Consider the following 14,280-nt stretch of genomic DNA (forward strand, 5'->3'; position numbering starts at 1 on the left):
ACTCATGCTAATTATCGTTTCTACAGGACAAACTATTTAATAAGTATCATCATTAATAATTAACGATTGATATGACAAATGATGATCTGGAGCAAAGAAGACAGGAATGGTATGATAGGATGAAGAAAGAGGGTAAGCTCAATAAGAGTCCTACTGATGATCATAATGCAAAACTGAAGACCCTGCAGAACCCGGTTCGAAGAGATATCATCAAACACCTGAATGATAAGAAGATGACCTTCGATGAACTAAAGGCCGAGTTCAAGCTGCAGGATATGCCGATGAAACTGCATCTGAACATGCTGGAAGCTAACCTTTACATTGAAAAAGAGGATGAAACAACCTACGTCATCACACCACGCGCAGAGGTCTATCTTGAGAGTATTGAACCAACAGATGACCTAAAACAAAGAAGAGATGAATGGTACGAGAAAGCAAAGAAAGAGGGCAAGCTCAAGGAGAACCCCACTGAGGACCATAGGGCTGGTTTGAAGGCTATGCAGAATCCTGTTCGCAGGCACATTGTTGAAAGTCTGGGTGAAGGGAAAATGAGCTTTGATGAGGTCAAGGCCAAGTTTGACCTTAATAATGTACAGGCAAAGCTGAATCTTGATATGCTTGTGGATACTCTCTACATTGAAAAAGAGGATGATACGACTTACGTTATCACACCACGTGGTGAGGCATTCCTTGAGAACGTTGAACCAAAGCACCTGTAATAATTAACAAATTAAAAAAGAAATAGATATGGGGTTTCAGCCCCATCTTATTCATTCAGTTTTGCAATGAGTTTTTCTCTTGCTTCACGGGCATCAGCACGTCCCTTTGTCTTTTGCATTACCTTACCAACAAGGAAGTTCATTGATTTCTCCTTGCCTGCATGGAAATCTGTTACAGCTTCCGGATTCTCGGCAATTGCTTCTTCAACGGCTGTTGCAACAATATCATCTGCCACCTTGAGAAGTCCTTTCTCTTTGACAATGTCCAGTGGTTTGCCTCCGTTATCCCTTACAGTACGGATAATCTCAACGCCACTCTGTTCTGTGATCTTGTCACTGGTAACCAGTTCAATGATGGCAACAATATCTTCCACTGAGAATGCATTGATGCTAAGATCGCGGTAGTTGAGTTCACCTTTAAGGATATCTGCAACCCATACTGCTGCTGCCTTGGGGTCTACCTTTGCTGCCACATCTTCGTAGAAGTCTGCTACTTTTATTTCGGTTGTGAGCGCCCTTGCATGCATGTCGATGATGCCGTATTCTTTGACGAAACGCTCTCTCTTTGCATCAGGAAGTTCCGGCAATGTTTTGAGTATTTCCGGTACTCTGTCTGCCACTCTCAAAGGTACAAGATCAGGTTCAGGGAAGTAACGATAGTCATTCTCTGTTTCCTTGGTACGCATGGAAAGTGTCACGCCTCTGGCTTCATCGAAGTGTCTGGTTTCCAGTGTGATCTCGCCACCACGTCTGATGTGGTTCTTCTGCCTCATTATTTCGTAGAGCAGTGCCCTTTCAGCACCTTTGAAGGATGAGATGTTCTTGACCTCAACACGCTCTCCCATGAACACAGAAACATTGGCGTCAACCCTCATTGCCCCTTCAAGGTCGCCATCGAAAACGTCGAGATAATCAAGGATACTTCTGAGTTTGTCAAGATAGCGTCTTGCTTCCTTTGGACTTCTCATGTCAGGTTCGCTGACGATTTCGACAAGTGTCATTCCGGAACGGTTGTAGTTAATGAGTGTACCCTTGGACTTGTCAATGCTTCCCATATGCTGGAGTCTTCCGGGATCCTCTTCCATATGTGCACGTGTTATTCCTATGACTCGTTCCCCGTCCTCGCCTTCAATTACTATCTTTCCTTCGCCTGCTATCGGGAAATCATATTGGGTAGTCTGGAAACCTTTTGGAAGGTCAGGGTAGTAGTAGTTCTTCCTGTGGAACTGGGTCTGCTCCACAATGCTGCAGTTCAGTGCAAGCCCTATCTTCATGGCGTACTCAACTGCTTTCTCGTTGATGACTGGCAATGAACCTGGAAGTCCCAGGCATACAGGACACACATGGGTGTTGGGTTCGGAGTCGTGGTATTTTGTGGAACAGCCACAGAACAGCTTTGTGTTGAGCTTGTTCAGCTGGACGTGGACCTCAAGTCCTATCCTTACTCCGTCAGGGTTCTCATAAACCATTATGCCACCTCCGGTGGTCTTCTGGTGTGGTGATCTGTATTCTGCTCGAAACTGTAAGCTGCCTTGATGATGGCATTCTCATCGAAGTGCTTGCCTATTATTTGCAGTCCAACAGGCATGTCGCCTGCAAATCCACATGGTACTGAGATGGATGGTACACCTGCAAGGTTCATCGGTACCGTGTTGACATCTGAGAGGTAAAGTGAAAGTGGGTCCTCTATCTTCTCTCCTATCTTGAATGCCGGTGCTGGCATGGTTGGTGCCATAAGCACATCAACATTTGCAAGAGCCTTATCAAAGTCCTGCTTCACAAGGGTCCTTACCTTGAGTGCTTTAAGATAGTATTTGTCATGGTAACCTGCTGAAAGTGCGTAGGTTCCAAGCAATACCCTGCGCTTGACCTCGGTTCCAAAACCTTCTGCACGGGTCTTTGATGCCATTACGTGCCAGTTTTCTCCATCTGCACGGTGTCCGAATCTGGTTCCGTCAAAACGTGCAAGGTTGGATGAGGCTTCGCTCATGGCTATAATATAATAAGATGCAAGTGCGTATTTTGTGTGTGGCATGGATACCTTCTCGTAAGTAGCTCCCATGTCCTCAAATATGCTGATGGCATTCCACACAGACTTCTCGACATCCTTGTCGATACCCTCACCGAAGTACTCATCAGGTACACCGATCTTCATTCCTTTTACATCATCTTTCAGGGCATTGCTGTATGTGTTTTCCCTGTTGATGGATGTGCTGTCCCTTTGATCGTATCCTGCGACAACATCCATAATTGTCGCAATGTCTGCTACATTTGTTGCCAGAGGGCCAATTTGTTCCAGTGAGTTTGCGTAAGAGATGAGTCCGTACCTTGAGATACATCCGTAAGTTGGTTTGAGTCCCACTACGCCACAGTAAGCTGCCGGACATCTGACCGACCCACCGGTGTCTGAGCCAAGTGATATGGGTGCCTCGCCTGCTGCAACAACAGCGGCACTGCCACCTGATGAGCCGCCTGGTACTCTGTCAAGGTCCCATGGGTTGAATGTGGGTCCGTAGCAGCTGGATTCGGTGGAAGTTCCCATGGCAAATTCATCCATGTTGGTCTTTCCGAGAATTACTGCGCCTGCTTCCTTCAATCTCTCGATAACGTGTGCATCGTATGGTGGCACGTATCCCTGCAATATCTTAGATGAACAGGTTGTGGAGAGTCCTTTTGTGGATATGTTTTCCTTAATAGCGATAGGCACTCCTGCAAGGGGTCCTTCGTGGCCGTTTGAGTCTATTTCACGAGCAACATTTATTGCCTCGTCCCATACAGTTGTGAATCCATTTATCTTACTCTTGCCGATGGCCTCGATGTAGGTTGCTGTGACCTCTTCGGCTGAAGAGTCTGCAATTCTTTGCTTTATGTTTGAAATATCAGTCCATGCTGTCATTTGCACACCTCACATGATCCTTGGGGCTTTGAAATTGCCTTCCTGCTTGTTCTCTGTGTTTGCAAGCACGTCTTCCTGTGGCATGGATGGCTTAACAACATCTTCCCTGAATACGTTCATAATGTCTGCAACATGGTATGTAGGTGGCACATCTTCGGTATCAACCTCATCGAGCTGCCCGAAATATTCCAGCACGGAGTTGAGCTTCTGCGCATAAGCATCGGATTCTTTCTCATCGATCTCGATGCGTGCGAGCCAGCCTACGTGTTCTACTTCTTCTTTAGTGATCATCGTAAGTTCCTCGAATTTGAAATAGAGTAATATGTATAGATATTTAAGTGTTAGAAAAGCAAATGATTATATTAAAAATGTTGGTTAAAGAAACTGATTTTAGATTTCTTTAACCTGTCAATGCACGTAACTATTGAAACCATGAAATGGTTAATATTCATGCACAATCCTGACAGGTATATTAGATTATATATTTTAATTGTTTGAGTAGTTCTACAGAACGGATTTTTGTTAAGTTGATGTTTTTCTTATTTCACCGTCAGCTATACAAAGATGGTTGTATCTACAACTATTGTAAGTTGCACATACAACTATTAGAGTTTAAAAAATCTATTAAAGGGGAGCATAAGACTGTGTATACTAAATTCGTTGGAAAACACATTTCATATCTCCACAGATATGCTCGTAGATATTATGACAAAGAATTGGAGCCCTACGGTTTTGGAGGTGCACAACTCCGTATTTTGATGCCCCTCTACAAAATGGATGGTATTAATCAGGGATCACTTGCTCAGATAATAAAGGTAGATAAGACCACAATTGCAAGAACTATAAAAAAATTAATTGATGGTGGTTATATTTTAAGGCAGGTCGACGAAAATGATAGACGCTCATATCGTATTTTTCTGACGGAGAAAGGAAAATCAATAGAACCTGAAATGATGAAGATATTCACGAAATGGGAGGAGAATCTCTTATTCAAATTTGACGTTGATCAAAGAAAAGAGATTCTAAAATTAATTGAAATTATGCATATGAATGCATCCGATATTGTGGATGATGCTAGTTGAATTTTAACTTTAAAAATACATATCATATAAATTTAAAAGGTGACGGATATGCCTCATGTAATGGAACTTTTAGGAAAGACGAGAGTTGTTGTAAAAGATGGTAAAGTGGTAGAAGTAGGGGAACCTATGGTCGATTGGTGTCCTTTATTTGATAAAATGCGTGGAATAAAAAAAATCACTAAAGATGCGGTCAGGGAAAATATGGAATTCCGCATAAAGGATTTCGGCATGTTCACAGATGATAGGATACTGGAGCATGAGGTCTTTGTTGGATTTGGGGCATCAGAAGTTATGATGACCGGTCTTCGAAGAGACTTTCTTGATACGACAGTAACCGTTTGTGAGGGTGCAGGAACCGTTATCACCAATAACCCAACCCTTGTTCAGGGAATGAGTGCCAGGATGTCAGGACTTGTCGAAACAGAGCCTATTGATGGTATCATCAATGGAATCGGAGAGATGGGAGGAGTTATCCTTGATCCATCTTCTGCAATTATCGACCCGGTAGCTGGTGTGGAGAAGGCAGCACAACTTGGTTATAAGAGAATTGCAGTTTCTGCCGTTGACCCAAATACTGCAAAGAAACTTCGTGAAGTTGAAGCTGAACTTGATCTGGAGCTTATAATAATCGGTGCACATACCACAGGTCTTAGCAGGGAGGATGCACTTGAACTCATTAATTATGTTGATATCATCACAGGTTGTGCATCAAAGGCTATAAGGGATGTTATCAAGCCTCTTGCACAGGTTGGAACCGCTGTTCCCTTGTTTGCAGTAACTCAAAAAGGCAAAGAACTTCTGCTTGAACGTGCAAAGGAAGTAGAGAGTCCAATTCTTATTAATACAATGGCATTACCTGCACTTCCTGAGCACAAACAACCAAGAGGAATGATTTGACCATTTCTTCATTTTATTTTTCATTTTTCTCTGTGGTTCCTTCATAATTGCTTACTGGAAGGCAGAAACCTGATGGCAGAAATAGATATTTCGGTCTGTTTTTTTTTTTTTTCGTAACTATTCAGCCTACCACAATTAGCCTATTGATACTGATTTAATCAAAACGGAGATGTTTGCTCACTAACAACCTAAGAATCAAAAAAGCAATCAATGGCAACAATCAAAATTAATGATCCTAATAAAATGTAGGTCTCAACTTTTTGTCAAGATTGCTATTGATAGTGTTTTTATCAGGCTGAATAGTTACTTTTTTTCTTTCATTATTTTATTTGGTTTTTCTGGCATCAGGATTTACTTATAAGGTCATATATACCGTCTTTCATACCAGTTTTGGTTCCAAACATTTCCTATTTCTAATTTTATTTGCCTTTTTATCAGCATAGTAACAAATAGTCAATAATCCATTCTGCAAGCAAGCATGCATTATTTGATCTCTAAATAACATTATTCTTGCTAATGGTTTGAGTTTCCGGAAGCTCTCATTATTTATTTTAATAAATACTACTTGCTGCAATTACTCAAGTATATATCTTGTTAGTATTGTCTTACTAACAGTTATCATGTCTGCAAAAATAATATTTGAAAAAATAGGGGCTTTTATAGAAAAATGGCCCAAGGGTATAATTCTCGTAGCTATACTCCTGATGTTCGTATCATTGCAGGGTGCAGGCCTGATAGAGCATAAGAGTGGAACTGACACTTTTGTTGAAAAAGATTCAGAGCTCTACCAGAATTATGATCACATCTATAAGACTAATTTTGGAAGCGAAGTTGTAATGGTACTTGTAGATTCTGATGATGTAAGAGAATCTGAAGTTCTGGAAGCAATTGATGATTTTGACGGTATTATCGAGCAGGATAAGGGCGTTGAGAATGTTGTCAGCCTTGCCTCACTGGTCAAAGATACAGCTTATTACGTGACCGGGCGTACTGAAATACCAAACAACGATGACAAAATACTGACAATTATCGATCAATTACCATCTGCTTACGTTGACCAGTTCATGCCTGACACAACACATACCATTATCATGGTTCAGATGCCTGGAAATATTGATGAGAGCAATAAACAAAGAGTTCTTTCTCAGGTTGAAAGAGCAATTGAAGTAGTTGATTTCCCGTCAGGTACTACTGCTGTTGCCACAGGTGATCCGGCATTCATGATAGCAATGTCAGAGGAAATGAGCTCAAGCCTCCAGATCATGTTACTCCTTGCTTTCATTCTGATGATATTTGCTCTGCTGGTGGTGTTCCGGCACGTCAGATGGTGTCTGATGCCAATTCCTGTGGTTCTGGTAGGTCTTGTATGGACCTTTGGAGCAATGGGTTATCTCAATATACCTATGACAATGGCATCCATGGCAGTATTCCCTATCCTTATAGGTCTTGGTGCAGACTATGCGATCCAGTTCCATAACCGTGTGGAAGAAGAACTTGCAAAAGGTGAATGTGTCGAAGACGCCATAATCGACACAATAAAACACACCGGTCCTGCAGTGGGTGTTGCTGTTGTAGCTACGTGCCTGGGTTTCATTGCTCTTCTCATATCCTCTGTTCCGATGATACAGGACTTTGGAAAAATGAGCCTTGTAGGGGTAATCCTTTGTTATCTTGCTGCTATGTTCGTTCTTGTTTCTGTATTGTACATACTTGACAGACGGGCTGAAAAAAAGCAGAACAGCTGCTCGGTCAAATCTACTCCTGTAAAGCAGGTAGAACCAACAGAGACTGTAATTGGAAGAACGATCTCAAGTGTTGCGATGTTCACGGCAAAACGACCTTTGATCATCATTGCCCTGGCATCTATCCTTGCAGTTGCAGGACTGTATGCTGATGAGCACGTAGGGGTACAGACCGAGACTAAGGATTTTGTACCGCAGGATATGCAGGCCTTGCAGGACCTGAACAAACTGACCAGTGTTATGAATGGTATAGATAATATTAACATCATTGTCAAAGCCAATAATGTTCTGGACCCGGATGTGTTGCAATGGATGGTAGATTTTTCGGAACGGGAAGAAGAGGGCAATAGTCATATTACAGGATCAAGTAGTATCGGTTCTTTGATCGATTCAAGTTATGGTTCAATACCTTCTGATAAGGATACGATCACTTCAGTTACTGATAGTATATCCACAGTTGTCACTGATCAGTACCTGGAAGGTAGAAATCTTGCCGTAATGAACCTCCAGCTTGAGAGTGACCTTACTACAGAGCAGCTTACAACCACAATTGATCTGGTCGAGAATGACCTTGAGTGGTACACTCCACCGGCAGGGGTTTCAGTCACAATCACCGGTTCAAAGGTGATGTCAACTTCCATTATAGATGCTCTTACATCAGGAAGGACTCAGATGGGTTATCTTGGAATGGCTATCATTTTCCTTGGTATGCTTGTCATCTACAGGGACTGGTTGAAAGCCGTATCCACAATATTACCAATTGTAATGGTCACAGGATGGATAGGCGGTGTGATGTATCTCCTTGATATGGCATATAATCCCCTGACTGCTACGCTTGGGGCTCTTGCAATAGGTATTGGAGCCGAATTTACAATACTTATGCTTGAACGTTACTTCGAGGAACGTGATCGAGGAATGGAACCATATGATGCTATGGAAAGAGCTGCATCCTCAGTAGGACCGGCAATTATTGCATCAGGTTCTACCGTAATATTCGGTTTTTCAGCCCTCATAGTATCTTCGTTCCCAATGTTAAGCGATTTTGGAAAAGTTACGGTGATAGCTGTGGCTTTTTCATTGTTCAGTACAGTCGTTGTCCTGCCACCTATCATGGTGAATCTGGATTTGTGGAGATCAGGACGTAAAGTATCAGATAAATATTCAGATAAAAATGTAGAAATTAACAAGGTGAGTATATGATTTCACTTAAAAATGCAAAGTTGCTTACGATTGCACTCCTGTTACTTAGCTGTATGCAGGTTGTGTCTGCAAGCATAGATGAGGATGTTGTTTCAGAAATTGCAAGCGATTATTATGATGTTTACGGTTCTCCTCATTTGAAAGCTAACCTCGCCTGCGATGAAGTATTTGAGAGAGGAGAAGAAGCAGTTCTGTATGTGAACCTGATGAATGATGGTCAGGTCACAGGATACGAGGCCGACGATGATGAGATAGAAGATGATTTCAGGGATGGTCAGATCGGTGAGGCTCTCACCAGATCGTTCATGGCAAGCGAACTTGCTTCCGACAGGGCGATTACAAAGGCTGAATCCATAACTGCAACACTTTCACTTGTTGACCAGGACACTCCTATAGATATTCAGTTAGACACATTGCTCCTGGGTTCTATAAGTTCAGGAAAATCACTTGAAGAACCTGCTGGGTTTCCAATAGAAGTATATGACAGCGCAAAGGCTGGAACCTATACTTTGAAGCTGGATGTCTCTTACAGATACCAAAAGGATTCTGCTGTCACTCCTCCATACGGTGACACATACTACTGGTACGAGGAAATGAACCAGACAATGTACATTGATGTTGTCGTTGAGGATGAACCTTATTTCAAGGTTATAAAGACCGAGTCCGATCTCCAGGCAGGTGACAAGGAAACCATTAACATTACATATGCCAACACAGGAGACGATATCGCATATGATTGTATCGCAAGGGTAAGTGTTGTCGATCCGTTCACTACCACAGATGATGAAGCATATCTTGGTGACATGTATCCGGGGGATTCAAAGACTGCAACTTTCGAGGTAAATGTGGCAGAGGATGCTACTATTAAGCCCTACGCTATAAGCACGGAAGTAAAATATACGGATAAGCACGATGAGAGCCAGTATTCAGAAGGCCTAAAGGCAACAGTGAACGTTGGTGCTTCCGAATCAAAGTTGAATGGAACCACTATGTTCGGTGGTGTTGTTGTTCTTGGTCTTGTCAGTACACCTCTGTATATGAGGTCTAAGAAAAAGAACAAGAAAGAAGAAAATGACAAATAAAATGTAATTACGCAATTAGTATTATGAATTCACTAATAGAATCTCTCCAGCAACTGGGTCTGACATCCTATGAGGCAAAGGTTTTGGTCACACTTACGCAGTACGGGAGCAGGAATGCAGCGGATATCCATGCTCTTTCGGGTATCCCACGCTCTGCTGTGTATGGCGTTATAGACCGGCTTAAGGACAGGGGATTGGTTAAAGTCCAGAATACCAAACCAATGCGATATAGGGCATATGCTCCTGATGTTATCATTGACAAATTAAAGGCGAGTTATGAGGACGCTGTGAAGTTCTCTAATGAGCAGCTTGAGACTATCTATCAGGCACAGGAAGGTAGTGTGGAAGAGGATTCTGTGTGGAATATAAGTGGTGTGAAGAATGTCAATGATAAGATTCTCCAGATGATGGAATCCGCCGATGAAGAAATCATATTTGCGTCCTCATATTCTTCTCTGAAAAAGGTGATAGAGGTCTATCCTATCATGGATTCCATAAGACAGATGATTCAGGTGAAGCTCGGTGAAGGAGTTAAGATAAAGATAACCGGCAGGGACAAGGCCCACGTTATAGATATTGCAAAGGAGTTTTCCGGTGCTGAAATAAGGGTATATAAGGAAAAAAGCAACGTAAACCCTTTAAAGGGTGGTATACTTGTTATTGATAATGAGGAACTCCTTGTAATAACTATTAAGGATGATATAGCTCCGTTGACGCTTAATGCCACATGGTACAATGGGAAAGAGCATGTTTGCATCTTCAGACATTTCATTGAGGCTGAATGGGATACATCGCGTCCTGTTGACGTTTGATGTGTAATTTTGTTCAGTGCGCATAACACGGATCATGTGACTATATTTTCTGAGGTTTATCCGATGGGTATAGTAAAAATAGCTCTTAAAGCTTTGTTGAAGGAAAAGTTCTACAAGGTGCAGCTACACACAAAAACACTCTCCCTTGCAAGCAAAAGGCCAGATCTGCCTCTGTACACAAGGGTGCTTGCAGGTGGTGTTGCCATTTATGTTCTAAGCCCTATCGATCTGATTCCTGATTTTATTCCTGTCATAGGAACTATTGATGATATAATCCTGATTCCTCTAGGGTTCCTATTGGTCAGGAAACTGATTCCTGAGTCTGTTATGATGGAATGCAGGTGTGAGGCCGAGCGGACTCTGGGTCATAAGAACATGTCAACCAGTACTTCGGAAAACTGACTTTCGTCATTAAGCTATTGATAATAATCTATATCTCATAACGGATAGTATCTTTTCTGAAGCAAGTTTCAAGGAGTTTTGAGAAAGAATGGGCGAGCAAACAAATCCGTGGGAATGTATTAATGGCAAAAACATCCCGACAACAATTGAGCTTGACCCGATAATCTACAAATACACATCTCCTGCCTGCCGTATTCTTGACATAGGTTGTGCCAACGGAAAAGTAAGTCTTCCACTGGCATTGCATGGTTATTCGGTAACCGGTGTTGATGTCAACACCGAGGTTCTGAGCATGGCAAAGTCCTCTTCAAAATCTCAGAACTGCTCGCAAATTCCATTATTTGTCAAGGGCAATGCCACAACTCTTCCCTTCCCTGACGCAAGTTTCGATGTTGCTGTAATGCAGGCTTTCCTGACTACCGTTGTCTCAAAAGACGACCGTGCCAGAATAATCCGTGAAGCGTGCAGGGTTCTGAAACCACAAGGCCATCTCTACATCGCAGATTTCGGTCAGACCTGGCATTCTAAGATCTATCGTGAACGGTACATCAATGACCTGCCGGTGACAAAGGAGGAGGGTTCGATCGTTGCTTATGATGAGGTAACCGGGGAAGTTGCTTATATTGCTCATCATTTCACTGAGAAGGAGCTTGTTCTTTTGTTGATTGAGAACGGGTTTGAGGTTGAGTATTTCAAGAATGATGAGTTTGTGACGAGGACTGGGAAAAGGGTGAATGGGTTTATTATAGTAGCCACAAAATTATGAGCTTCTTGTTATCTTTACTATTTCCTCCCCACACCCTTAAAGAACATATAATTGAAAGTCCCATACTCCGCCGCCGTCCTGTGAAGATCCTCAATCCCTCTGTCAAAGGTTTCCGCATCAATAATTCCCATCTCAATGGCACTCTCCCTGACACCTTCAACCATGGGGATGATTGTCTTCCTAACAAAACCTTCCTCCATGTGCGGTCGGCTGGAATCGCTGTAGGCCATGCGGGGCGATACTGCAATGTTTGTGAATCCTGCTTTTTTGATAAGTGGGTAGACCTGCCTGCCGATGAGTGAATTGCCTTCGAGTCTTGCCTGCGCTCTTACAAGGCTATTCCAGGCTTTTACTGCGTCCTCTGTTTCGGGGTGGAAGAAGCATGAGCCGTGGTCTCCTTCGATAACTGTGATTGTGCCGCCTTTGCGGAGTACTCTGCGCAGGTTTGCAAGAGCCTGGACTGGCTCCTTTAGGTGTTCGAGCACGAAGCAGACGAAAACGTGGTCGAAACTCTCATCCTCAAAGGGGAGGTCGAAGATACTTTCCACACGGAACTCCACATTTTTAACTCCCTCTTTGGTGGCACGTTCTTTAGCTTTGTTCAGGGAGTCCTCTGATATGTCTATGGATGTAATCCGTGCATGTGGGCTATTTTTCGAGAGGATCACCGTCTGGGCGCCGATGCCACATCCGGCTTCAAGCACTTTGCTGTTTGGCGGGTATTTTGTATCGCTGTGCAGGAGTTCTTCAAGTGTATTTGCCTGGTCGCGGAGGCGGACAGATTCCTTTTCGGAATAACCGTGGACGTAGTCATAGGAGGTCATAATAGAATATTGGATGTTGATGCTTAAAAAAGTAGGTTTTTTGTGTCACTACTCTCAGATATTTCCCTTCAGCATCCCTGTCAGAAATACAATTACAAGGCAGGTAAAAGTAACTGTAAGTGCCAGAATTGTTCTATCTTTATTCTTTTTATCAAGCACAGGGGTAATGATAAAATTAATGTAACTATTCAGCCTGATAAAAACGCTATCAATAACAATCTTGACAAAAAGTTGAAACGTAAATTTCATTAGAATCATTTATTTTGATTGTTGCTATTGATTGCTTTTTTGATTGTTAGATTGTTAGTGAGCAGACATCTCTATTTCGATGAAATCAGTACCAATAGGCAAATCGTGCCAGGCTGAATAGTTACAAATTAATGTTCTATTTTGAAAAGAAGGAATCTACGAAACTGCTATCTCATTCGTACAGCAGTATTTTACAATTAATAAAAATAGATTGGCAGTATCAGGACTGCCATAAAAGCTCAAATATTCTGCCTGCGGTTAAGTGAATACATCTGTATCTTCTTCATCTTCGCAAGGTTAAGAGCACCCTTTATCTCTTTTTCCTCAAGCAGTTTTGAGTCTATATAACCGTTATCAACAGCTTCATTATACAATTCATATCCCAGACCTGAGCGGGCAATGACCGTGGTCCGTCCCTGTGGTGTACCGACACCGCCAAAAGATATATCGGCATTCTCAGCTGCCATATCCGTACAGAATTTGCATGAGCTGCTCCTGTACACGTCCAGTTCATGTAGAGGATAGACCTTTAGCTCTTCAGGGGTGTGGAATTCAAACTGACCCTTACGAATCTTCATGGATTCGATATCTTCCAGACGTATGTTCTTGCTTTCCACGAATTCCTTAATTCCTTCGTAATAGAAAGTATCCATACAGAACAGTCCCATTTTCAGTATATTCGCTCTCATGAATAGATTCAAAAATCCGTATGGGCTTTTTTGCATCTTGGTGACAGCATCGATATTACAACTCGGACCTACAAAAGCGATACTTCTCCAGCCCTGTTTTATGGCACTCATCAATGCATTCATTGTCATGCTGTGACTGTACATACTGCCGGAAGAGTCCAACAATTCTTCGCATGTCCGTGCGATCATGGGTACGGGTTTCCACGGTTCCTCTTCTGATCTTTTGGTGACGATGGCACAGTCGATGAGTCCTTCATCAAGTGCATATGCAAGCATTGCAGTCACAACTCCACCATCCTGTCCCTTGATATCGGGAAGTGCTGAACGTGCACTGTAAGCATTGCGTAGCTTTCCGATGAGTCCCTCTTCAGTTGTTATGGTTCGAGGACACTGATTGTAGCAAACACCACATGCAGTGCATTTGCTCACAAGTGTGGGCTGATCGTTTTTGATAGCTATGGATTCACATGCTGCTGAGCAGGCTCCGCACAAGGTGCAGATTCCCGGCTTGATTATATCCTTCCTTAGTTTCCCAAAAGATATGCGCTCTTTTTCAGGGATGGATCTCTTCATTCGTATAACGCTTTTTTCGAGGTGCTCGAATTTAACCTGGCACCAGTCGGAACAAAAATGGTACGTTTTTCCTCCGTATTCTGTATTACACGGAGACCCCTCAGGGACAATTTTTTTACATATAGGATCGATCGGCATCTTAATCTCCCAGGATCACGGATGTCCTTTTAGGATGCGTTATATTGTTCTTATTGTATAAAACAAAATTTGAATTATATAATCATTAAGGTTCGCAGCATCATGATTATTAGTGATATTTCCTGTGTTTGAGGGATGTTCCAAAATGTTTTTATGCCAGCTATTTATTACTAAACCAGTTATCTATTCCTTCACTATTAACAGGTGTT

At 42.4% G+C, this 14,280-nt stretch carries 12 protein-coding genes and 1 pseudogene; 8 read left to right on the forward strand and 5 right to left on the reverse strand.

Annotated features, from left to right (window positions below; genetic code table 11):
- Positions 1-71 precede the first annotated feature (71 nt).
- Positions 72-719 carry a winged helix-turn-helix domain-containing protein gene (locus WN948_RS10185; protein WP_342304092.1) on the forward strand — a complete coding sequence of 216 codons (648 nt, stop codon included), beginning with the start codon at positions 72-74 and terminating at the stop codon, positions 717-719.
- A gap of 47 nt (positions 720-766) precedes the next feature.
- Here WN948_RS10185 and gatB read toward each other — a convergent pair whose 3' ends face one another.
- From gatB to gatC, 3 genes are read right to left on the reverse strand one after another with little or no spacing between them, the layout of a single operon-like run.
- Positions 767-2,188: an Asp-tRNA(Asn)/Glu-tRNA(Gln) amidotransferase subunit GatB gene (gene gatB / locus WN948_RS10190; RefSeq protein WP_342304093.1), complete on the reverse strand. Its 1,422-nt coding sequence runs from the start codon at positions 2,186-2,188 to the stop codon at positions 767-769.
- Positions 2,188-3,615: an Asp-tRNA(Asn)/Glu-tRNA(Gln) amidotransferase subunit GatA gene (gene gatA / locus WN948_RS10195; RefSeq protein ID WP_342304094.1), complete on the reverse strand. Its 1,428-nt coding sequence runs from the start codon at positions 3,613-3,615 to the stop codon at positions 2,188-2,190. Before gatA ends, gatB begins: the two co-directional genes overlap by 1 nt.
- A gap of 9 nt (positions 3,616-3,624) precedes the next feature.
- Entirely contained in the window at positions 3,625-3,906 is a 282-nt protein-coding gene (gatC, locus tag WN948_RS10200) for an Asp-tRNA(Asn)/Glu-tRNA(Gln) amidotransferase subunit GatC (protein WP_342304095.1), read from the reverse strand.
- 353 nt (positions 3,907-4,259) lie between these two features.
- Between gatC and WN948_RS10205 the strand changes: the two genes are divergently transcribed.
- From WN948_RS10205 to WN948_RS10235, 7 genes and pseudogenes are all read left to right on the forward strand, one after another.
- Positions 4,260-4,697, forward strand: a complete 438-nt coding sequence (locus WN948_RS10205) for a MarR family transcriptional regulator (protein ID WP_342304096.1) — start codon at positions 4,260-4,262, stop codon at positions 4,695-4,697.
- A 48-nt stretch (positions 4,698-4,745) separates the two neighbouring features.
- A complete protein-coding gene (locus WN948_RS10210) occupies positions 4,746-5,594 on the forward strand; it encodes a methanogenesis marker 8 protein (RefSeq protein WP_342304097.1) in 849 nt (282 codons plus the stop codon).
- A gap of 620 nt (positions 5,595-6,214) precedes the next feature.
- Complete coding sequence (locus WN948_RS10215) at positions 6,215-8,536, forward strand: RND family transporter (RefSeq protein WP_342304098.1); 2,322 nt, start codon at positions 6,215-6,217, stop codon at positions 8,534-8,536.
- Complete coding sequence (locus WN948_RS10220) at positions 8,533-9,618, forward strand: hypothetical protein (RefSeq protein ID WP_342304100.1); 1,086 nt, start codon at positions 8,533-8,535, stop codon at positions 9,616-9,618. Before WN948_RS10215 ends, WN948_RS10220 begins: the two co-directional genes overlap by 4 nt.
- A 23-nt stretch (positions 9,619-9,641) precedes the next feature.
- Positions 9,642-10,430 carry a helix-turn-helix domain-containing protein gene (locus tag WN948_RS10225; RefSeq protein ID WP_342304101.1) on the forward strand — a complete coding sequence of 263 codons (789 nt, stop codon included), beginning with the start codon at positions 9,642-9,644 and terminating at the stop codon, positions 10,428-10,430.
- A gap of 138 nt (positions 10,431-10,568) precedes the next feature.
- Positions 10,569-10,772: pseudogene (locus tag WN948_RS10230) on the forward strand (DUF1232 domain-containing protein); the annotation flags it as partial.
- A 148-nt stretch (positions 10,773-10,920) separates the two neighbouring features.
- Complete coding sequence (locus tag WN948_RS10235) at positions 10,921-11,598, forward strand: class I SAM-dependent methyltransferase (protein WP_342304102.1); 678 nt, start codon at positions 10,921-10,923, stop codon at positions 11,596-11,598.
- Positions 11,599-11,615: 17 nt separating this feature from the next.
- On the opposite strand, the gene WN948_RS10240 is transcribed toward WN948_RS10235, so the two are convergent.
- Complete coding sequence (locus WN948_RS10240) at positions 11,616-12,422, reverse strand: methyltransferase domain-containing protein (RefSeq protein ID WP_342304103.1); 807 nt, start codon at positions 12,420-12,422, stop codon at positions 11,616-11,618.
- A gap of 488 nt (positions 12,423-12,910) precedes the next feature.
- Positions 12,911-14,071, reverse strand: a complete 1,161-nt coding sequence (locus tag WN948_RS10245; protein ID WP_342304104.1) for a Coenzyme F420 hydrogenase/dehydrogenase, beta subunit C-terminal domain — start codon at positions 14,069-14,071, stop codon at positions 12,911-12,913.
- Positions 14,072-14,280 lie beyond the last annotated feature (209 nt).

Source organism: Methanolobus sp. ZRKC5 (assembly GCF_038446525.1).
Classification (GTDB): Archaea; Halobacteriota; Methanosarcinia; order Methanosarcinales; family Methanosarcinaceae; genus Methanolobus.

Coding starts and splice junctions, on each gene's coding strand:
- WN948_RS10185 (WP_342304092.1), top strand. CDS start 72: ATGACAAATGATGATCTGGAGCAAAGAAGACAGGAATGGTATGATAGG.
- gatB (WP_342304093.1), bottom strand. CDS start 2,188: ATGGTTTATGAGAACCCTGACGGAGTAAGGATAGGACTTGAGGTCCAC.
- gatA (WP_342304094.1), bottom strand. CDS start 3,615: ATGACAGCATGGACTGATATTTCAAACATAAAGCAAAGAATTGCAGAC.
- gatC (WP_342304095.1), bottom strand. CDS start 3,906: ATGATCACTAAAGAAGAAGTAGAACACGTAGGCTGGCTCGCACGCATC.
- WN948_RS10210 (WP_342304097.1), top strand. CDS start 4,746: ATGCCTCATGTAATGGAACTTTTAGGAAAGACGAGAGTTGTTGTAAAA.
- WN948_RS10215 (WP_342304098.1), top strand. CDS start 6,215: ATGTCTGCAAAAATAATATTTGAAAAAATAGGGGCTTTTATAGAAAAA.
- WN948_RS10220 (WP_342304100.1), top strand. CDS start 8,533: ATGATTTCACTTAAAAATGCAAAGTTGCTTACGATTGCACTCCTGTTA.
- WN948_RS10225 (WP_342304101.1), top strand. CDS start 9,642: ATGAATTCACTAATAGAATCTCTCCAGCAACTGGGTCTGACATCCTAT.
- WN948_RS10235 (WP_342304102.1), top strand. CDS start 10,921: ATGGGCGAGCAAACAAATCCGTGGGAATGTATTAATGGCAAAAACATC.
- WN948_RS10240 (WP_342304103.1), bottom strand. CDS start 12,422: ATGACCTCCTATGACTACGTCCACGGTTATTCCGAAAAGGAATCTGTC.
- WN948_RS10245 (WP_342304104.1), bottom strand. CDS start 14,071: ATGCCGATCGATCCTATATGTAAAAAAATTGTCCCTGAGGGGTCTCCG.